Below are 21,602 nucleotides of genomic sequence, written 5' to 3' on the forward strand. Positions count from 1 at the left end.
GCTAAAAAAGAACGTATGTACGAATCGGAGGCTGCATAATTGAAATTATCTGTGTCTATTTTATTGACTTAATATCATACATATGAAATGTATAGGATGTATCGATCATCATTCGTTTCAATTCCATTTCAATATGTATATATCGTATAACAAACACACAGTTGATATATACATATTGAAATGAGAATGTATATTTGTTCAGTAACGTTGTACATATGTCAAACAAGTAAAATAGCTTCCTGCAACCCCTTGTCAAAATCTCATTCATCGTTCACCTACTGTTAAGCTATATCCTACATACGATTGGGGGAAAATTTTTTCAAAGGATGCGCTAAATACATTTTCATTTGAAGAAAAAAATAATAAATCAAATGTATAGAATAACAAATTATACAAAAAATACATAATATTTTCAATTGATAAATATTAATATTGAAAATATTATAAAAGTTGATATATAATTCTAAATAAGACATATTACCTTCAAGTATTCAGTCTAGTGGAAGAAGATGACATATAGTAACGTTCTTCATCTTTTGTAAAAACATTAAAAATATTATATTTATCTCCTTTTCAAACGATGGACAAACAACTTCATATTGATAGAAAAGGGAGTGTTATAGTGGGGCAAGCATGCTTTTTTACTTCTATACAGTTATTACGGGATATTGACCAACAAATAGGAATAATCGAATCCATGCTTCTAAAAACTTCCGGCCATTTAGGTTTAGAGAAAAAATATAAAATTCACCTCATGTTCCTAGAAATAGAACAAATGTTAATCGAATTACAACAAGATCCCAATATGACGCTATTAGCAGAAGGATTATATCTACAACTGCAAAATATACAAAATCAGTATAATCGATGGTGGAGTAAAGAGAAAAAGCACTAATATTTTTCTGAAAATTAAGATTATTATTGAGAATATTTGAATTTATAAAGAGATGTATATCTGTATAAGATAATACGAACTGCTTATTTAATATATAATTACAAAATAAAACGCCTAATCTTAGGTTGAAAATAACATAATTCATCTACTGATCATAAGAGCTATAGAGATAGCCTAATACAGTAGAAAGAGCTTCATTCAAAAAGTTGGTATAGATATTACAGAGTTTCCTGTTGTAGTGTGTTATTAAAACGAATACGTTTTATATAAATAAATGCAGAATTATAAATACAATCATATTCTTAGTTAACTATTATTTTATGTTTTCTCCTCGATATAAAAGGGAAATACTCTTTCTGATCCATGTAGAAGAATACTTTAAAAAGTTTAGGTGAAGAAAAAACTTCCTACAAAGGAGCCAGATTACATCGTAAATGCTATGGAGAGAGAATACATCTTTACAATCAATGTGTTTCTATCTAAAATGGTTGCTAAGATTTCTGTCATTCGTTTACAATTGCTGAACATTAAACAGCCGAAAAGTATAAGTCATAACAACGAAAAGAATTTGCATACTGGATCATTTTAGTTTCTATCACAATTCACTGAATACTATTCAAAATGGAAATGAGCTGTAAGTATCTCCTAGACATAAGAATGAGGGACACCTTGTTGTTTATATTAATCCTTATCAAACATCGCATTATAGTTTTAAATAGAGGGAATTCAGATACTTGGACACTCTCTAAGCTAACTAATGTCAGTGGGATTCTTATACGTTAGCGAAGTCCATGTCTGGTATCGCTGACGTACAAGATTGTGGTGGGCCATCATCATTCCCCTAACAGACCATATAGGTTCGTGGGCTACGGTACTGTGATCATACTGGACAGAGTGTTCGTTCTCCAATGCTCTTACGTCTTTTTTCATGACCATAAAAAAAGGATATCCTGTTTCGCTATGCTAAAACAATGCTTTCATCTCACGTCTAAAAGACGGACTAGAGTCCTCTCTGGATCTTTTCAGTATCGTAAATTCTGTAAATATCATATAAAAAAGTGGGGCACAAAGAATGTGGGAAAATGAATCCATATCAAGTTCGTATCTATTCAAAAAGAAAAAATATTTTGATAAAAATTTAAAAACAGTGCCCAGTTGGACACTGTTTTTAAATAAAACTAGGATGGAAACTACTGGCCACTCAGCAAAACTTGAAGTAGGAGTTTCTGAGCGTTACTTCGGGGAATTCTACCTCTAGTTAGTTTATCAAAAGTTTTTGGCTAGGCTAAACAAAAATGCATGTCTCACCTATCGATAGAACATCGTCCTTCACACACTTAAGGAAGGATAATTATTCCGGTTGATGCGTTGAAGAAATCGCATACTACCCGTAATCTCTATGATAAAGAACATCGGAATATACATTTCACGATATATAATATCATAGAGAGCTCGCCTTATTCACGCTATTGTGTGGCAGGAGCCAGACGCTAGAACATAGGATCACGAATGTTTATCGCACCGTAGCCCGCGCACCTATGCGTTTTATCGTGAGAGTAGTGCTGACACATCTGTCAATGTGCTAGAAATGGATTTTCAAAAAAACTGATGGTAGTCATTTTTCCCGTTAAGAGCGGACAAGTGGCTACTTATTCAAATGTCAATTACACTAGAAAATAAATCGTAAAGACCAAAAGAATTTGCATTCTTGACAACCTATTTTTTAATTTAACGTATTGAAGCAAAGCAACTTGAAACTGTATTAAAGTCGCATATGTAAATCTAGTATACTCGAGTCAGACATATCCAAGCTGTAAAAACAAAGAATCTTCACTACGTAACTGTGGATAATAGTAACATTAGGATACTACATGTTCTCCCTCATCAAAGAAGAGGAGCCACTCTCATCTTTAAAATAATTGAAAACAGGAATGAACTTCGACATATGATTTTAATTGTGAAAGGCTCAGTGATTAGTCTATATATTTATTTAACTTTTGACGAAAAATTCTTATACTTTGTATAAGGAAATCTAATTCATCTTCTGAAAGATTTTTCCCATCTATATTAACAGAATAACTTTTCAAAAGTTCTTTATCCTCTAAAGCAATGTTCCTTTTATCATGTGATTGAGGTTGAACAATTAAATCCGCAATATCTATTTGATAAACTGCAGCTATTTTATTAAGTAATTCCAATGACGGAGTGTAAATTCCTCGTTCCACTTTTGAAAGATTGCTATAATCATAGTCAATTTTTTTTGATAGACTTTGTAATGTATCCCCGTATCTTTTTCTTATTTCTTTAACTCGTATATACATAAATCAATGATCACTCCTTTTGCAGAACCATATCAAATATTGAATAAATATAACATATACAAATAGAAATGAGAAATATTATTAAATTCAAAAAGACAAATATTATAGTTCTGTTATAGAATTTTTAAACAGATATTTTCTCTGAATTATCATTAAATTCCTTTTAATTGGACCATTCTTATGATTTTTGAAATATATAACAAATAATCCCCATTTTTTAAATTTTTTATCTCCTCCTCTAAACATAATACACACCATAAAAAACGGTTCCATTTTAAAAAGACATAATTTTTTTGATTTGACTTTATTATACAAAAAACATGGGCTTCTGCCCATCAGCATTCATGTTCTAAATAAAGAGAATAATTTAATAGACCCATTTTCCATAGATTGTAATTTGAATATACAAAAACAAAACATAAAAATATGTTGATTTTATTGTTAAACCTCCGATATTGACTATATTAGTTTAAATTCCCTTATTGAAATTAAACTAATTGATTTTACATTAATATCAAATAAATACATAAAATTCCGAATAGAATACACATGGATTTTCTACATGGATATATTCACAATAAGTATATAAATTTTATCGTGAATCAATATATTTTTATTTTCCAAGTTTCAGTTAAAAAAACATCAAATAAGGATAATAATTTAAATTAAAAGGTTTTCAGAGCAAGTTATAATTTATTTTTGGTGTTGATAACCATCTGTAAGAGGTATACAATATATTGAAGAATTAAAAAATAGTTTTCAGGTTAATGAATTTTGTTACAGACATCTATACCAATGTTATAAAATATAAAGAAAGTCTATGAGGTGTGCATCATGAATGGACGGACAAAAAGAATTCGTATTTTAGATTTACAGGATCGATTTTGTCAAATTTGCGAACATCAAATAAAACCGCTGAAGGAATGTATTCAATATTGTGCAGTAGCAAATGAATTGCAAACATTAGCAAGTGAATTATTTGAACAAAGTAAGAGATGGAATTCTAAGGAAGAATGGGATGATATATGTCAACAAGCAATTAAATTATATATAAAAGGAATTGGAATAAATATTGTAGCAGAAAAGCTAGGTTATCCAAGTAGCACTTTACGTGATCAATTAAAAAAACGTGGTTTGTGGAAAAAAACTCTTAAAATGCACGCGAAACAAAGTAAAAATAAGATGTAATTATTGTTGGAAATAGCTTGTGAAAATAAATATATGGTTTCTTTCTACAAAAATATATATCAGTTATGAGAGTGTGAAAGATATGTCATTGTCTGAACATATAAATCCTTGTACCTGTGATGTCAATATCGTATAGAGATTATAATTCACCATCCATATTAAAAGGAATCAATATTTAGGACAAAATCGTTATCCCTCACTTCAAGTAAGTTCGTAGAAGCGGATAAGTGGGGCACTTTTTAAAATTATTTTTGGTGAAAAGAACAAATCAAATTTATTTTTGTTTTTTTGGCACGTACATATATATTAAAATACTTGTTGATAAAATCATATTGGAAACTCCCACGGCTAAAGCCGCAAGTGGCCTCACCTTAACGATAGGTAGGAGATGTATTTCAGTTTCACATAACCAAAAATCGTTTAATAAACTAACTCTATTGGGTGCTTTGATTACTTAATATAGATGGTTCCAGGAGGGAACTAGTGTACGAAAACCAAGCCATTCGATTCTTGCGTAAAATATCAATATCCCCCATACCAAAAGAACTTTACTAAGTGGAGAATAGTTCACAAAACAGAATCTTAGGAACCACGGAGATAACCCTAATTTCCTAATACAAACAATCCGTGAGAATATTAAGTAATGAATAGTTCCAGATTAACTCCAAAAAAGTCTTCTTCTCATATTCCCCCCTTTAGGTAGACAATGTAAAAAAGACCATGTATACACATGGACATTATGAAGTGATCCACGAATTTGGTATATGAAAAAACACCTATGCTACCTACTTACGATTGCAAGAAGGCTTCCGCTATTTTTCTGTTGTACAAGATATTTATAATAACGAAGTTGTTGCTTGGAAAATTTCCAAGCGTAATGATAATGAACTTGTATTAGATACAATTAAAATGTTGGCACAAAAAAGAGATGTGCGTGGAACCATTCTCCATTCAGATTAGGGATTCCAGTACACATCTCATGCCTACAACAAACGATTTTTAGATTTAGGTATCATTGACAGCCACTCTTTCAAAGAAAACTGCCATGATAATGCCTATATCGAGTCATATTCCTCCCATTTTAAATCGGGGATGTTGTATTTGAATCATTTTAATACAAGCAATTGAAGAGTATATTTACTTTTATAAATGTGAACGCTTCCGAAATCGAATCTCGATGACTGTTTAGTCTTTTTAATACTGTCTACTTGACAGGGATAAGACCATTCACAACCTTTTTTTGTGTCAACACTAATAAAAAGAGGAAAAAGAGAGCTTTCTTATGATGGGTGCTTTAAAAAATCATCGTGATGAGCGTGTATCTGTTTCTGTAGAAAAGTTGATTCCGCAGGATTCACGTACATTGAAAGGAATCGAAACGTCGATTGATATGTCTATGATATTGTTTGATGAGATTATTGAAATGTTTAACAGTGCAAGGTTTCGTATGCACATAAAAACCATTATATTTCAGTTTTTTGAGTGCACAAAGCTTTCACTAACCATTTCATAAACATATAGGCAGCTTGATGATCTCGCTTTTTGCGCAGTGGAATATTCAATGTGTGACCTTCTTTATCAACCACACGATAAAGATAACGTCACTCGTCCTTGACTTGGATATAGGTTTCATCTAAACGCCATACGAAATGTGCGGATTTATTTTTCTTCTTCCACATTTGATAGATGAGATTTCCATATTCATGCACCCGACGAAGGATTGTTGTTGGATACACGGAAATTTTACGTTCTCTCAGGAGCTCAGATACATTACGATAACTTAAAGAAAAACGGCTATCAACATAATATCTTTCTTGAACTATTTTCCTTTAAAATATATCATACTCCTCGAATCATTTTTCGACCCCTTAGAAAACTTTGCAACAGAACTTTATTGTAAATAACCTGATTGGTTTGCAAATAAAACCAACTGATCCCATTCATTTTTTTGATTGGTATTTCTTATACTTGTTTCTTGCAGATTTCTTTTAAAACTTAAATCATCTGCAATATATATAATATCTCCTTTACTTAAAATTGTTAGCCATGCTGCTGTTACATACTCGTGAAAAAATGGCATACCTCTAAAATATCCAAATGGTTCATTTAGTTGATCTTTTTTGAATAAGGGTACTGTTAATTCTCCAATCCAGTTTTGTTTTTGCAATATCGCATTTCTACATTCTATCTCACTTAACTTTGTATCAGTGAGATAGAGTTTATTTGTATTTAAATTTTGAATAGGTTGCCCTTTTTCGTCTATTTGTAATTGTGAGGATGTCACTAATTGAATTGTATTTAAGGAATCAGATAAAAAATATCGCATCATTTTTTCAATTTTCTGCGGATAAAACAAGTCCTTTTCCAATAAAAAATTAGTATATTTCCCTTTTGAATCTTCAATTAATTGTTGTAGTAAGTGTAGGGTTGTCATTGGTGCATCATTTTTAACGTAATTTATCTTACTATAGTATGGCAAAAATTCCTTTTCTACCATTACACGTATCTCATTTGTTAAGGTGTTATCTCTAATAATAATTTCTGTGTTATCGTATGTTTGAAATAATGCACTAGTAAGTGTTGCTTTCAAATATACAGAATTTTGAGTTACAGGAATTAAAATACTTACTAATGGTAATTGTGTAACCATTGTTTATATCCCCCCTACACACTCTTAACTAATTCTTTAATTTTTTGCATTAAGCACATTGAATAAAATTGTAGCGTTTGTTTTTGTGTATCATCGTATTCATTAAAAAATACACTATGAATTAATGAAATATAACGAAGACATTTTTTTGCGTTTTGCAATATATGTTTGTTTTGTGGGATAAATCCTTGAATTGGTGAAAAATATACCATATGAAACCAATCGTGAGCTGAATAAAATTTCATATTAATACTACTTCCAATATTATTTTCATGCATACGTAAATAGCTAAGGGTATCAGGGATATACAATAAATCTCCTTGGCTTAATAATGTTAACCAAGAGGCCATATCGACTGCTGAATAATATTGGTGTCCACAAAATGAACCGAAGGGTTCGTGTAAATCTTTTTTTCGGAATAAAGGTGTGGTAGGTTCACCAATCCAATTATAATCTAAAATCATAGACCCCCCTGCTTCTAATCCATTTATAAGGGTTGGAGTAACGTGTCTTTTTTTTGTAGGGGCAAAATCAGGAATGAAATTTCCATTCCCATCTATGGGCTGTCTGTAAGATGTTATTAACTTTATTTTCCCTGCTGAATCTTTTAAATAAAATTTCATCATTGTACTAATTTTTTTTGGGTGAAACAAGTCATCATCCATTAAAAAACTTACATATTCACCTTTGGAGTATTGGAAGGCGAGTTGAAAATTTTTAATTCCGCCTAATCTTTCATTATTTTTATAATAGTGTATATTCGAAAAAGAATTTATTAAAGGAGTAACTATTGAGTATGTGTCATTATTTGTACTATCATCTGTAATGATAATTTCAATATTTTGATATTCTTGTGCAAGTACACTATCTAAAGCGAGTTTAAAATATTCGGGACGATTATATGTGGGTATTAAAACACTTACTAGTGGTAAAGACATTAGTTTAATTCCTCCTTTTGTATTTGATAATATAAAAGTTTTTGAAAAAGGAGGATATAATAATTTATCTCTTGATTTTGTTCCTCATTAAATTTCATTTGATTTTTTCTTAGCCACAAAAGCTTATAAACATTCTTAATCGCGAGTTGATATGTATCTTTTTCTTTTAAAAAAGAATACTTTTTTGCATGAAATAAAAGATGCAGTAAGTCCTGTAAAGCATTCATAATCATTTGGGGAGATTTGCTAATATTTTTTGTGTGTAAACGTAGTTTACTTAAAGGCTCAGGAATGTATAAAAGATTTCCTTTTGATAATAAATTAAGCCATGTTGCTATATCAACACCGGATCGATATAATCTTTTAGAAAAAAAACCAAAAGGTTCTGTTAAGTCTTTTTTTCGGAATAAAGGTGTAGTAGGCTCACCAATCCAATTAAATTCGGAAATAATGCTATTGCCAGCTTGATTTCCTTCTAATACTGTAGCTTGTTGGAATTTTTTTTGGTTATGGATTGTATCCGGAATACTATTTCCATTTTCATCAATATATGGTCTGTACGAAGTGATTAATGTAATTTTATGTGTAGAATCTTCTAAAAAATATGATAGCATTTTTTCAATTTTATTTGGAGAAAATATATCGTCGTCCATTAAAAAGTTTATATATTCCCCATTGCTTTTTTCATATGCATTAATAAAGTTATGTGGACCGCCTAATGTAGCAGGATTTTTATAATAAAAAATATTGTTGTGCTTTTTTAAATAAGGTTGTATACAGTTATAAGTTTCATCATTTGTACTATCATCTGTAATGATAATTTCAATATTTTTATATGTTTGTTTAATTGCACTATCTAAAGCGATTTGAAAATATGTAGGACGATTATATGTTGGAATTAGGATGCTTACTAAAGGCATTTTATTTTTTGACATATTATCTTCCCTCACTTATTTATTTATTTATTTTAGAACAGGATTTTAAATTCAATATGAATTCCTTGTACGTGTTTAATAATATTTAAAATAATAATGTTTTTATGATATTATCTGGAATATATTAATTCTTTAACGTTTTATTTCCATTAATTATTACAATGTCAGATTTTCATCTAATATGCTAACATGTATGAAGCTAAACTGTAGAAAAAATGTGGTGAGGAGAATAATACATGATATATTTTAAAGGAAAATAGTTCGAAAAAGACATTATTTTGGTAGACATGGGCTATTATTGTCATTTTCTTTAAGCTATCGTGATGTATCTGAAATCTTAAAAGAACGAAGAGCATCTGTTTATCCTACAACCCTCATGCGTTTGATGCATGAATATGGAAATCTCAGCTATCAAATGTGGTAGAAGAAAAATAAATCAGCACACCATGCTTGGTATTTGGATGAGACGTATATCAAAATCAAAAGAGAAGGGTGTTATTTATATCGTGCTATTGATAGTGATGGATATACACGAGACTTTCAACTTCGAAAAACAAGCAATCATCAAGCTGCATAAATAGTTTTTCTTCTTTCTCTACCCATTTAAATTTTTTTAAACTTTGAAACGGAACTGTGTAATTTAACTTATAAAAATTTTATAAAATAAAAACCGTAAATTTTAATCATCCAGAAATTTCTCAACCATATTTTTAAATTTCTGCTTGTCATAATTTGTATATTGGCTCGCTGTGTTACGTATGGGGTCCCCAGCATAAAACCTTTCATATAATTCATGGCGAGATCCTAGGGGACTTCCAATTATATCCCATGCTAACTTGAAAAGCTTAGTTTTTTTGTTTGCAGAAATACTAGCCCCTTTGAAATAGTTTTCTAATAAGTGGGACAATGGACCTTGAAGATCTTTGATACTTGAAGGTAGTTGTATAAACCCTCCAGCTCCTATAATTTGTAAAACTTCAATAGCCCTTGGATAGTACTTAGATCCTAGATTCCTTGCTGTTTCAATATACTTAAAATTGGGTAAATACGTATTGTACTCATTTATTCTACCTTCTCTTTCTGCAGCTATTAAGAGAGCTCTAATCGTTTCAACCTGTATAATCAGTTCTCCGAGTTTTTCTTGTACATGTAAATAAGATTCAGCACCAACGGCCTCCGCTATTTCACATGCAATTGCTGTGATGAATTCCAATTTTATTAATAACCTAACAATAGACTGGTGATAGGCTAAACTATTGGAGGCTGTGTCTGATTTTAATTCCCATAGAGCTTCGGGATTTTCATATAATAATACGCGTTCCCATGGTACAAATACATTATCAAAAATTAATAACGCATCCATTTCATCATATTTTGAGCTAATGGGGGAATTTTCTTGTTGCAAAAAATCAGTTGCAAATGATTCACGGCAAATCATATGCAAACCTGGAGAGTTAGCTGCAACTATAAAAAAGTGAGCTAAAGAACTTAATTCACTTTTTATTTTTGTTAAAGGATAGATTAATAAGTCATTTGAATATGGAGAGGCAGTACCAATCATTTTAGCTCCACTTAAAAATATTCCATCAGAAGTTTTTCTTACGATTCTTAATAATCCTAATTCTTCTATATTAATAGCAGGCTGAATAGATCGATTAATTTGTGGATCGCGTTGAATAACGCTTATGAAACGGTGTTGATCTCTGGCTTCTTCATAATAAGCTGTTATTTTATGAGGAAATTGAGAATCAAATTTTTTATAAAATTCACGAGATGAATACCACCCTGTTAATTTTGATCGAGCATAATCAGATAAACGGCTCATAACTCCATCCGTCATATAGCTCCATGTTTCAAAAGCCGTTCTTCTTTTTAATATATCTTCGTAGGATTGGGGGACTAAAAAAGCTGTATGGACCCAAGTATTAGTTTTAGGACTTAGATACCCCACTAATTGTTGGTGTGTAGGATTGTTAAACAGCTCATACAGCTGGTTAATAGTAGCTAATGTCCCCTGGAAACTTTTGTTTTTTGTGACATCGATTTGTTTACCATGGAGCCATACACTCCGTCCGTCCTGAAGACTTTGTATAAAACGATTTTTAAATTGATTCATAATAGCTCCTTTCAAAATAAATAAATTATCAGCAAGTAAACCATCTCATAGGATGTTTTCTTAAGCGAGGTGAATTTTTACGCCTTCTAATGGTGGAGAGTAGACATGAAAAGTAATAGTGGATAAGGGGGTAGGATTTTGCATCATATGAATCGTACCGTTATCAACAGTAAATAAATCTCCTTGCTTCAATTGTTGTACTTGATTATAAGTTGGATTGGATTCCTCGGACTTAAAGGTGTATAGAATATTATGTAATTTACCTTGCACGACATAAATACAACCAGTTGAGATACCATGATCATGAATTGGGGTCTTTGCTAAACTAGGAAAATGCAGCACCATTACCTCGATTTTTTTTGTATGATAAATGATATTTCTCCCGTATTCTAATTGTCGTGGTACTGTAACATAAGGCATTACGTTTTCAGGTGATAAATCAAATGTTTGCACCATCTGTATTAACTCTTGTTGACTATATGATTGTAAAGAATCCAAACTGCGCTGTATAACTTCAATAAAATCCATTATACTAACTCCTTCTATACGTATATTTGATGATTGGTAAGGGACCACACAGAGAACTTCATGTTCCCATATGTTACTTATTCTATTGGCATTTCTCATATAAGATTCTCAATATGCCACTCTGTGCAAATAAATTATCCTTTTAGTTTCATTATCGATATGTTTTTGAATCTAATAGTGAGTATCTTTACGTTCTGATTAGAGTCTATTAGTTGATTTCGTCATCTATAATATCGAATATTAATATATTTGATATAAAAGTATATTTCTTAAATGATAAAGTGGGAGACATTAATTTACTATACTTAGAGTACTATGCTTATAAAAATGATACTTAATGTAATACATTTTAAGTGAAAAATAAAATTTTTAAGGTTATTTTTGAACAAGTAATTATCTAGAATATGAACTTTTTCTTGTTTTTTATATTATTGGTGAAGGCGATACTTTTACAGTATATTTCTATTCAACTTTTTGAAATAGTTTCTTCAATATATCGAAAAAAATTAGCAATTTAAAAATATGAGAAATAATTTTAGTGATTTTGGAAATTCAGAGGGGACTACTTTGAAAGAGGTGCTTAGTTAGTATGAAAAAATAAAAGGATTATTGGACAGATATGTTTTGGATAAAAGGATGTTGAAAGTAATGATACAAACTTAAGCTTTTATACTGTAGTGGAGGAATTAATAAAAGAGTGTGTTTTTTAGCGCATACAACGATTATACGGCAGGTATCAAATATAGGCAGTGCCGAATTAGATAAACGAATGATTTGTGGAGAGTCTTTAAATCGATTCTTTCAGAAGGGTTTATGGTGTTTTCATGTATCTTTAGCATCATCCGTCAATTGTGTTAAAAAGTATACAATTTAAAATGACGTTAGCGAATGAAATGTGTATTTTGTTTGGAAATTTGAATAATTTATTTCTGAACTCATCAAATTTAGCTCGAATTGTTCAATTAAATATAATTATATCAGAGCATATTTTATTCTACATGGGGATAGATTAGCAGTTTGCATGACTTGAAAAGATTTTTTAATAAGGTGACATATACAGTCATACATTAAAAAAGGAGATAATACTCTTTACTATTTTATAGGGAAGTATTATTACGGATATAAGATTTAAGGTAAGGAATGTATGAAATAATTGTGAAATTTATGCATATAATATGATTTCCAACCAGCATGCATCGCAATTTCGGAAAAAGAAGGCAATATTTCATTCGCATCCATCGATTCTTTTCCGTATTTTTGATGAATATGTTGAAATGTCACCTCCGGTGTATTTGCAGTATGTAGTAACCACACGTATAGCTGTTTCATCTAACTGAACAACAGGAGACTGAAGAATCTTCTCCTTTGCTTTCTATAGGAAAGGTTGTAAGTGGGAAGAAAAAGCGTTTACATTATTCACCAAAGTCCCTTCACTGATGGAATGGCCAAAACAATCTTGAAAGAATTCTTTTGTTCGTTTCAAAGAAAGGCAGTGATAATACGTTAAATAAGGAATTAAGCCTTTTATGTTCGGTCCATATTGGACAGAACGAGGAAAACATGGATTCTTAGATAGAATGGCAATGTGGGAATTCTTTTTGTTCTACTTTATGTTCCATCACCTCTATTTGGATAGGTGATAAATCATATACTTGACGAATACGGTATCTTTTTATAGGTTCGTACTCCAAGGAAGTGTTGCAACAAGTACAATACGCAGGAGAAAAGGTAATCATATGTCCTTGATGGCCCAAGACCACCTGTTTGACGATAAGACAATTTGCGTAAACTTTTTGGTAACAGGTTTACACAAACCATCTGCAGAAATTGGTTTGTGACTATTTGTAGATTTTTTTAGAACGATGTTCTAAATGATGAATTAAATTGCAAATGGTTTCAAGTTCTTCTTGATACGCAGCTAGAACTTCTTGTTTTTCAACACAACTATCACCTCTTTTTATAATATATCTAGTATTCAAACAAAAAGTACATATCAGACTAGTAAATGAAAAAAGCCTCCGTGAGGAAGCGGAGGAGTTACATTTTAAAAATTGTGCAGTATTTATTCTTGGAAGTGTTTTTTGGGAGGAATTGGGAAATGTGTTCCGGAAGAGAAAGAAATGATATTTTTATTTCCTTCATAATGGAAATGTAAGAACAAGTATAAAATTTCTAAAACGAGCCATGTGATGGTTATTTTTTTATAGCTGAGAGTTCATGTTAGAGTTATCCAAAAGCTGAAAATGATTATCTAAACTATATTTTGTGAGGGGTATATTTATGGGAAAACCACTAGTAAGTGTCTTAATACCTGCAGTAGGAAATTATATTTATTTAGAACTGGCTTTAACCAGTGTTTTACTTCAGACATATACAAATATTGAAATCATAATTAGAGATCCTTCTCCTACTGACAATATACAAATTCTATTGGAAAAGGATTTTTTACCTTATTCTAATAAGATAACATATATCAGGGATAATAAATATATGTCTAAATTAAATATATTGCAGGAACTATTAAGGGTTTCAAATGGTACCTATATTAATTTTTTGATGGAAGATGATTTGTTTTATCCAACAAAAATTGAAAAAATGATGGACTATTTTCTAAAAGACGTAAAAAATCCTGTGAAATTAGTCACGTCATACACGGATTCTATAGATATGCATGGGGATTTAATTACTCCTCGTAATGGTATAGGAGAAGTTTATAAAACAGATATGCAATGGGATAGCATCGTGAGTAGTAATTTTATTTTAAAAAATAAAGATTATGTTGGAGGATTATCAGTACCGTTATTTCGAAAACAAGATCTAATACAACCATTTGGATATTTTGCCGGACATCAATTTATAAAAGAAACAGCAATGGCATCATGGCTTACTTTAGTAACACAGGGATCTTTAGTGTTAATTGCAGAAGAATTGACTTTTGAACGCAAAAATTTGAATCATCAAAAGTATAAAATAGAAGTAGATCTCATAACGGATTGGATTAATGTAATTAAATTAACCAAACAAAATAGTTTTATAATTAATAAAGATACTGAAAATTATCTTATTCAAAAAATATTGGGATGGATAAATCATTTATTATTGAGAAAACAAAATATACTTACCATGATAGAGAGAGAAACAATTCAGGAGTATAAAGAATATTTGTATGTATTACAAACAATGGATTAAACGTGATATATGATATTTATACATAATAATATAAATATCATAAGAAAAGGTAGTCTCTTGAATTTTTAGAGAGTAGGTTTTTATGGATAAAAAATTCAAATTTGTATAATTTTAATTTTTTCCCAGCGTAAATGAATACAATTATTGGGTTTTATTAATTTATAAAGAAAGAAGGTGTTAATGTGGGTATATATTCTCGTCTATTAGTTCAAATGAAACCTAGATGTTATTCGCATGCGGAGGGTAGTTATACTACTACGGGGAATCCTGATGATGATTTACAAGGAGATAGTGCGCATGCAGAAGGAATTCATGCAACAGCGGAAGGAATCGCATCTCATGCGGAGGGATCTAATACAGTAGCAAAAGGAATCGCTTCACATGCGGAAGGAATTAATGCAATAGCACGTGCAAATTATTCGCATGTCGAAGGAGCTAATACTGTAGCGAAAGGAATTGCTTCGCATGCAGAAGGAGCTAATGCAACAGCAAGTGCGGATTATTCGCATGTAGAGGGAGCTAATACTTTAACCAATGGAGAATCTTCACATGCAGAAGGGAATAGTACAGTAACTTATGGGAAAAACTCGCATGCGGAGGGTAGTTATACTACTACGGGGAATCCTGATGATGATTTACAAGGAGATAGTGCGCATGCAGAAGGAACTCATACAACAGCGGAAGGAATCGCATCTCATGCAGAGGGATCTAATACAGTAGCGAAAGGAATCGCATCTCATGCAGAGGGAAATAATACGGTAGCAAAAGGGATCGCATCCCATGCGGAAGGAAAGAACTCAATAACTTACGGAAAAAACTCGCATGTGGAGGGTAGTTATACTACTACGGGGAATCCTGATGATGATTTACAAGGGGGTAGTGCACATGCAGAAGGAGTCTATACAACAGCGGAGGGAATCGCATCTCATACAGAAGGAATTTATACAACAGCAGAGGGCGTTGCTTCGCATGCGGAAGGAAATTTCACGACTGCTTATGGAGAAAGTGCGCATGCAGAAGGTTATTTTACAGTTGCTAAAGGGAAAAGCGCACATGCAGAGGGATTTTACACAATAGCACAAGGAAAAGCATCCCATGCGGAAGGGACTCACACAGTGGCAGGAGGTGATTTCTCTCATGCAGAAGGAGTTGGGAATTTTTCGGGATTTACGGGATCCCATATAATAGGGAAATATGGAGATTCTCAAGAATCATATTCATGGTTTATTGGTAATGGTTTAGCACCTAATAATAAGGAAATTGGTGCGAAATGGTTGGCTAGTACAAGAAATATGTATATTGATGGAACAACATATATATCTAGTGGAATTAATTATGCTGAAATGTTTGAAGTAAAGAAAGAAGCAATTGATGCTGGCTTTTTTGTTACACTTGATGGGGAATTTATACGAAAGGCCACAGCTCAAGATGAGTATATTTTAGGGATAACAAGTGATACACCTAGCATTTTAGGAAATAGCGCTGAAATGAGATGGAAGGAAAAGTACCTTGTCGATGAATGGGGGAGACTTCAATTTGAGAATATAAATCATTCGGGGAAATGTGAAAAAAAAGCTATATTGAATCCAAAATGGAATCCCGAGAAAAAATATGTATCTAGGATTGAACGATCTGAATGGATAGCTGTAGGATTGTTAGGTCAAATTCGAGTTAGAGATGATGGAACTTGTGTAATTGGTGAGTATTGTCTTCCAAATATAGAAGGCGTTGCTACGCGAAGTAAGAAAGGCTATCGTGTAATAAAGCGTGTAACATCTAATCAAATCATGATTATGTTTAAATGATATTTTGAGGTACTAAGGGGCACAATATTGTTTGTATTTTAATAAACTAGGTATACAAACAAGAGGTGTTTTTCGGAAGATATCGTTATAATAGTATGTTTTACAAATTTTTTCAAGAAGAATGGCTAATCTAAACCATATGTTCCTTGAGGTGATAGAAATTGAATACCGAGGATCCGCTTGTAAGTATACTAATCCCTACGTATAATCGAGCTCAATATTTTCAATTAGCGTTAAAAAGTGCTATAGAACAAACTTACCACAATATTGAAATTATAGTTGTAGATGATAGTACTAATTTTGAAACATATCATCTGATCCAACCTTATCTTAAACAATATCCACATGTAAAATATTATAGAAATCATCAAAATATTGGTGGCGTTTTAAACTTTATAAAATGTTACCAATATTCTACGGGAGAATACATTAATTTTTTAATGGATGATGATATATTTCATCCTGATAAAATCAAAACGATGTTACCATATTTTTTAAATGATTCCTCTCAAAAAATTAAATTAATCACCTCCTATTTTTCTATAATTAATGAACATGGTGAACTTCTTCCTGATAATATTTATAGTAAAAGAAGGTTTAATCAAATAACTAATGTGGATGGAGTAAAGGCAGGGAGTTCTATTGTTTCTGAATTTAATTGGATTGGGGTACCCACAATTCCATTATTTAGAAAAAAGGATTTATCTCTACCCTTTGGTGTTTTTTCAGATAGATTATACCGTTCCGGAGTAGATATTGCCGCCTGGTTAACTCTGCTATCTAAAGGAGATTTATTATACATTCCAGATTCGCTTAGTCAATTACGTTTACATCCTCATAATATTGGTAAAGATGGTAATATGCAATTGTATGCTATGCAAGACTTAATACATCTATTGTTTCACTGTAGAAAAAACAATTTCCTGAAAGATAATTCTGAGTATGATAAAGCATTGGATATTATTCATCGGATTTTTAGTAATATACCTCACCAATTTTCATTAAACGTAAAGAAAAAAGGAGAATACAATTATTATTCTTTATTACTTAAAAAGTTATTTGCGACATATAAATGTACAAACAAGGAGTAAAATAATCACCCCTCTCTCGAAACATGATTAAGGGTATAGTCTCTTAATATTTTCAATATTATTACGTTTAAACAGTATCCTTGGTTTTATTGCAAAGTTTGAAAAAATCCGAATAACCACTGTACTTCCTTGTACGTCAAAAAAGAGAAGTCTGGAATGTGACTTCTCTTTTGTTTGTCTATGGCAGGAATCGATTCCTTTACATGTAAGTGAAGCATGGCGAAGGCTTTGAAATCCTGCGGATTTAACAAAATGTCATTTAATCTGTCTATGATTTTGTTCGATGAGGTTATTTATGTGCATAACGGTACCAATATTTCGTATGCACATAAAACTCATTATGAACGCACAAAGTAAGGCAGGATACTTGTCTGTGAGAACTGTTGGTTCTCCAAAAGCTTTCACTAACCTTTCCATAACATATAGGCGTTTTGATCATCCCTCGTTTTACGAAGTTGGATATCCAAGTTGTACCCTTCTCAATCAATCGTGTAATCAAGATAACGTCACTTTCCGTTGACTTTAATGTGGGTATCATCTAAATGCCATACAGAATGCACTGATTTATTTTTCTTTTTCCACATTTGATAAATCAAATTACTATAATCACGCCCCCAACACATGATTGTTATTAGATGCACGGAAATTCCACGTTTTCTCAGGAGTTCAAATACATCACGATACCTTAAAGAAAAACGGCTACCAAAATAATAACTTTCTTGAACTATTTTCCTTTAATGTATTTCATGCATCATATTTCTCGAATCAATTTTTCCATTTTAATCCCACTTGTAAAAATCCGTAACAGAGCCCTATCCGTATAGTTTATTCAACGAATGCTCATCCTGAATAGTCTGTTAAAATATTAAGTAGCAAATAGTTCAATATGTTATATATCCATAAAAAAAGAAAGGGAGAATTATATGAAAATGCCGCTAGTTAGTATATTAATTCCCACATATAATCGCCCAATATATTTTAAACAAGCATTATTAAGTGCAGTTTTGCAAACATATCCTAGTATAGAAATTATTATATGTGATGATAGTACGAACGATGACACAAAAAAAATAGCATTACGATATATTGAAAAGTTCCCAGGCAAAATAAAATATTATAAGAATCAAACAAATATCGGTGGTAGGTTAAATTTTCAACTAGCTTTTCAAAGGGCAACGGGCGAATATATAAATTATCTAATGGATGATGATTTATTTCATCATCATAAAATTGAAAGAATGATGAAATACTTTTTATCAGATCATACAAATATTATTAAATTGGTTACATCATATCGACAACCCATCGATGCAGAAGGAAAAAATATCCCAGATTTTACTTTTACAAAAAAAAGATTTGATTTTGATACGATAGTAAGCGGGAGTGATGCAGGTAATTCCATTTTATTAGATGGAAATTGGATTGGGGAACCTACTACAGTACTATTTCGAAAAAGAGATTTAGTTGAACCTTTTGGTCAATTTTGTGGTACACAATATTTTTCAGCTGTAGATATGGCATCGTGGTTTAGTCTCCTATCGAACGGAAACCTTGTCTATATTGCTGATACATTAAGTTATCTACGAATGCATCCATCTAATCTTGGAAAAAATATAGATATGAGAATAAATGCCTTCTATGATTGGATGCATATGACATTTCATTGTCCTCTTTATAAATTCTTAGAACATCCTAATCATTTATTTCAACGGCTAAAATTAAGTCTTCAGGTTGTAAACGATTTAGAAGTGTTATATTCAAATCAAATATCTACAAGTAAAAGGAAATTATTATTGTTTTATAAACAATGCTTACAAAAATACTTAAAAAAGATACAATTAGTCATTGAAGAATGAAGGATAATATGGTTCTGTTGCAAAGTCTTCGCCATGCTTCACTTACATGAAAAAAACGAATATCAATAAAATGAAAATATATCATTAATATTAATACAAAATAGAAAGATAATATTAGAAAATAGAAAAATAATCCTTCACTATCCCTTTTTTGGTTAGATGTAGGGCTATTTTTTCATGTTTTGACAAGCCACGGTGAGCCTGCATTTGGACAGATTTCAGCCCTCGAAACCGGGCATATCGATAGCCATGTAGTTCTTTAGCATCCGCAAAGCTTCTCTCTATAGTTGAAAAGCGTACTTTATACAGCTTTTTCCCTGTAGCTGTTAGCTTGTTTTTTCTAGCAATATCTTTACATTTCGCTCATATATGATGTATGATGATTTTTTGCTTCTTTGAAAAACAATCTTCACGTAGCGGATCAACAGCGTAATCTTCTGGATTCGATTTGTATTGCCGATATCATTCGCGATCCGTTGTACTTATACGAGTTTTTTTAGTAGGGGGTATTAATTTGCTTTCTAAGTTTTCATTCTTTTTTTCATGTGCCTCACGATCTTCGACTACCTCAGCTTCTAGCTCATTTATATAAATTTTTTCCTTTTCTTTTTTGTATTTATGTACAAATGTCTTCGCATTCGCCTTCATATGTGTAGAATCTGTCATCAGCGCATATCCTTCCACCATTTCATCAAAAATAGGGGGATGAACAAAACGGGCACGGAGATTCCAACTGATTGTAGAATAATCTGGAATTGTATCTGATAGAGAAAACCCTAAAAACCAACGGTAGGCAATACTCGTTTTAATCTCTTTTTCTAATTGACGTTCAGAACGAATACCATAAAATATCCAATAAATATGATCTTAAATAAAACGATAGGATGGATTGACGGACGTCCATTATTTTCGCAGTAATAGGGGCGTAACTTTTCCTAAATAAAATCAAAACTAATTGTCGCTTCAATCGCACGAAGGAAGTGATCCTGTGGAACCAACTCTTCTACTGAAACAGATACACGCTCATCACGATGATTTTTTAAGCACCCATCATAAGAACCTCTCCTTTTCCTCTTTTTTATCAGTATTGACACATAAAAAGAGGTTCAGACACAAAAACAGGCTGTGGAGAAAATTTTCTCCACAGCCTGGAAATCATTAATCATCTAATTATTTCTATTTTGTCCTATGCATGGCATGTTATATAGCTTGCATAGTTTTAAAGTCTAAAGAAACAAAGCGTTTTGATAACTAGTGAGCAACAAAATCCGCTTCTTTAATGTTTGACTTAGGTATGTTGATATTCTCATTACCATTACAAATTTGCTGGATAGGAAAACCTACCCGTCACACCGTTAGGTTTAGGACTTGTGGCTTTAATCGTGGAGGTCTTAAATAGTAAAAGTAATCAAAAATAAATTTGTGGTTTATTCGAGAGAGGAAAAGAGAGAAAAAATAAAATATTTCAGTTGAAATTGTTACTTTTATAAAATTTGTAGCTATTTGTACCAAAAGAATAAGGGATGAAATCATACGAGGGTCCATGGAAGCTACATTGTTTAATCATGAAAGTATATATAGGTGAAGGGATGAAGGATGCAAAGAATATATAAATGTGGTAGGTTATTTTAAGTGTAAGGTATCCTGTGCATTCTTCAACCTTCTGAAAGAAATGTTGGAGGATAACAGATAGATATACGTGTAATTACTTATCAAGTTGAGGTTTGGATATAATTAGTTCATATCGTAGTAGATTGTCCATCCATTTTTAGTATGGCTAATAATTAGGTTTTTTAAACCAAAAACAAAAATCGTAATAATGCTTATTTTAATTGTATATATCGTATCATAGACTGGTGATACTGTATATTCTTTATGGAATATCTCGATGTAGGTGTTTTTTATTTTATGATTGACAATTTAAAATGGTTTTGAGTACCGAAAACAACATATACATATAGTAACCGTATATTATTAGGAGATTTTTTTATGGGAAAATGGGTAGGAGGGTGAAACTATGGATATCACGAATATAGATTGGCAAAAGAAAATTGAGGTGTTACAGCTATGTTCTATAAACGATAGTATTT

14 protein-coding genes and 5 pseudogenes are annotated in these 21,602 nt (G+C 31.4%); 9 read left to right on the forward strand and 10 right to left on the reverse strand.

Features of this window, described 5'->3' with window-relative positions:
* The first annotated feature begins 622 nt into the window (after nt 1-622).
* Together JDS99_RS26390 and JDS99_RS26395 are read left to right on the forward strand one after the other, a co-directional pair.
* Nucleotides 623-895, forward strand: a complete 273-nt coding sequence (locus JDS99_RS26390) for a hypothetical protein (RefSeq protein WP_199696003.1) — start codon at nt 623-625, stop codon at nt 893-895.
* 391 nt (nt 896-1,286) lie between these two features.
* The gene (locus JDS99_RS26395; RefSeq protein WP_199696004.1) at nt 1,287-1,484 is read left to right on the forward strand and encodes a hypothetical protein; all 198 of its coding nucleotides are present in this window, start codon (nt 1,287-1,289) and stop codon (nt 1,482-1,484) included.
* A gap of 1,384 nt (nt 1,485-2,868) precedes the next feature.
* Here the strand turns inward: JDS99_RS26395 and JDS99_RS26400 are convergent.
* Entirely contained in the window at nt 2,869-3,216 is a 348-nt protein-coding gene (locus JDS99_RS26400) for a helix-turn-helix domain-containing protein (protein ID WP_199696005.1), read from the reverse strand.
* 834 nt (nt 3,217-4,050) lie between these two features.
* Here JDS99_RS26400 and JDS99_RS26405 point away from each other — a divergent pair.
* Together JDS99_RS26405 and JDS99_RS32610 are read left to right on the forward strand one after the other, a co-directional pair.
* Nucleotides 4,051-4,404 (forward strand): hypothetical protein, encoded by a 354-nt coding sequence (locus tag JDS99_RS26405; RefSeq protein WP_199696006.1) that lies wholly within the window; start codon nt 4,051-4,053, stop codon nt 4,402-4,404.
* Between the two features lie 795 nt (nt 4,405-5,199).
* A complete protein-coding gene (locus tag JDS99_RS32610; protein WP_345943234.1) occupies nt 5,200-5,364 on the forward strand; it encodes a transposase family protein in 165 nt (54 codons plus the stop codon).
* A gap of 415 nt (nt 5,365-5,779) precedes the next feature.
* Here JDS99_RS32610 and JDS99_RS26410 read toward each other — a convergent pair.
* From JDS99_RS26410 to JDS99_RS26425, 4 genes and pseudogenes are all read right to left on the reverse strand, one after another.
* Nucleotides 5,780-6,208, reverse strand: a pseudogene (locus tag JDS99_RS26410) (DDE-type integrase/transposase/recombinase); the annotation flags it as partial.
* Nucleotides 6,209-6,295: 87 nt separating this feature from the next.
* Entirely contained in the window at nt 6,296-7,054 is a 759-nt protein-coding gene (locus tag JDS99_RS26415; RefSeq protein ID WP_199696007.1) for a glycosyltransferase, read from the reverse strand.
* 14 nt (nt 7,055-7,068) lie between these two features.
* Nucleotides 7,069-7,992, reverse strand: a complete 924-nt coding sequence (locus JDS99_RS26420) for a glycosyltransferase family 2 protein (protein ID WP_199696008.1) — start codon at nt 7,990-7,992, stop codon at nt 7,069-7,071.
* Entirely contained in the window at nt 7,992-8,927 is a 936-nt protein-coding gene (locus JDS99_RS26425) for a glycosyltransferase family 2 protein (protein WP_199696009.1), read from the reverse strand. Before JDS99_RS26425 ends, JDS99_RS26420 begins: the two co-directional genes overlap by 1 nt.
* A gap of 287 nt (nt 8,928-9,214) precedes the next feature.
* Between JDS99_RS26425 and JDS99_RS26430 the strand changes: the two are divergent.
* Nucleotides 9,215-9,501 (forward strand): annotated as a pseudogene (locus JDS99_RS26430) (DDE-type integrase/transposase/recombinase); the annotation flags it as partial.
* 105 nt (nt 9,502-9,606) lie between these two features.
* On the opposite strand, the gene JDS99_RS26435 reads toward JDS99_RS26430, so the two are convergent.
* The 3 genes and pseudogenes from JDS99_RS26435 to JDS99_RS32830 form a co-directional block, all read right to left on the reverse strand.
* Nucleotides 9,607-11,043, reverse strand: a complete 1,437-nt coding sequence (locus JDS99_RS26435) for a 4-hydroxyphenylacetate 3-hydroxylase family protein (RefSeq protein ID WP_199696010.1) — start codon at nt 11,041-11,043, stop codon at nt 9,607-9,609.
* Between the two features lie 60 nt (nt 11,044-11,103).
* Nucleotides 11,104-11,571 carry a cysteine dioxygenase gene (locus JDS99_RS26440; protein ID WP_199696011.1) on the reverse strand — a complete coding sequence of 156 codons (468 nt, stop codon included), beginning with the start codon at nt 11,569-11,571 and terminating at the stop codon, nt 11,104-11,106.
* A 1,173-nt stretch (nt 11,572-12,744) separates the two neighbouring features.
* Nucleotides 12,745-13,463: pseudogene (locus tag JDS99_RS32830) on the reverse strand (IS66 family transposase); the annotation flags it as partial.
* A gap of 388 nt (nt 13,464-13,851) precedes the next feature.
* Between JDS99_RS32830 and JDS99_RS26450 the strand changes: the two are divergent.
* The 3 genes from JDS99_RS26450 to JDS99_RS26460 all read left to right on the forward strand — a co-directional run bounded on the left by JDS99_RS26450 (nt 13,852) and on the right by JDS99_RS26460 (nt 17,656).
* Nucleotides 13,852-14,760 (forward strand): glycosyltransferase family 2 protein, encoded by a 909-nt coding sequence (locus JDS99_RS26450; protein WP_199696012.1) that lies wholly within the window; start codon nt 13,852-13,854, stop codon nt 14,758-14,760.
* A gap of 182 nt (nt 14,761-14,942) precedes the next feature.
* Nucleotides 14,943-16,565: a peptidase G2 autoproteolytic cleavage domain-containing protein gene (locus JDS99_RS32440; protein ID WP_199696013.1), complete on the forward strand. Its 1,623-nt coding sequence runs from the start codon at nt 14,943-14,945 to the stop codon at nt 16,563-16,565.
* A gap of 161 nt (nt 16,566-16,726) precedes the next feature.
* A complete protein-coding gene (locus JDS99_RS26460) occupies nt 16,727-17,656 on the forward strand; it encodes a glycosyltransferase family 2 protein (protein WP_199696014.1) in 930 nt (309 codons plus the stop codon).
* 86 nt (nt 17,657-17,742) lie between these two features.
* Here the strand turns inward: JDS99_RS26460 and JDS99_RS26465 are convergent.
* A pseudogene (locus JDS99_RS26465) lies at nt 17,743-18,384 on the reverse strand (IS6 family transposase).
* Nucleotides 18,385-18,579: 195 nt separating this feature from the next.
* Here JDS99_RS26465 and JDS99_RS26470 point away from each other — a divergent pair.
* A complete protein-coding gene (locus tag JDS99_RS26470) occupies nt 18,580-19,512 on the forward strand; it encodes a glycosyltransferase family 2 protein (RefSeq protein ID WP_199696015.1) in 933 nt (310 codons plus the stop codon).
* 114 nt (nt 19,513-19,626) lie between these two features.
* On the opposite strand, the pseudogene JDS99_RS26475 reads toward JDS99_RS26470, so the two are convergent.
* A pseudogene (locus tag JDS99_RS26475) lies at nt 19,627-20,594 on the reverse strand (transposase).
* Between the last annotated feature and the right edge of the window lie 1,008 nt (nt 20,595-21,602).

Source organism: Bacillus cereus group sp. N6 (genome assembly GCF_016483705.1).
In the GTDB taxonomy this organism is placed as follows: Bacteria; Bacillota; Bacilli; order Bacillales; family Bacillaceae_G; genus Bacillus_A; species Bacillus_A wiedmannii.

Excerpts from the sequence above, each read along its gene's own strand:
- JDS99_RS26400 (WP_199696005.1), bottom strand. The coding sequence starts at position 3,216 with ATGTATATACGAGTTAAAGAAATAAGAAAAAGATACGGGGATACATTA.
- JDS99_RS26405 (WP_199696006.1), top strand. The coding sequence starts at position 4,051 with ATGAATGGACGGACAAAAAGAATTCGTATTTTAGATTTACAGGATCGA.
- JDS99_RS26415 (WP_199696007.1), bottom strand. The coding sequence starts at position 7,054 with ATGGTTACACAATTACCATTAGTAAGTATTTTAATTCCTGTAACTCAA.
- JDS99_RS26420 (WP_199696008.1), bottom strand. The coding sequence starts at position 7,992 with ATGTCTTTACCACTAGTAAGTGTTTTAATACCCACATATAATCGTCCC.
- JDS99_RS26425 (WP_199696009.1), bottom strand. The coding sequence starts at position 8,927 with ATGTCAAAAAATAAAATGCCTTTAGTAAGCATCCTAATTCCAACATAT.
- JDS99_RS26435 (WP_199696010.1), bottom strand. The coding sequence starts at position 11,043 with ATGAATCAATTTAAAAATCGTTTTATACAAAGTCTTCAGGACGGACGG.
- JDS99_RS26440 (WP_199696011.1), bottom strand. The coding sequence starts at position 11,571 with ATGGATTTTATTGAAGTTATACAGCGCAGTTTGGATTCTTTACAATCA.
- JDS99_RS26450 (WP_199696012.1), top strand. The coding sequence starts at position 13,852 with ATGGGAAAACCACTAGTAAGTGTCTTAATACCTGCAGTAGGAAATTAT.
- JDS99_RS26470 (WP_199696015.1), top strand. The coding sequence starts at position 18,580 with ATGAAAATGCCGCTAGTTAGTATATTAATTCCCACATATAATCGCCCA.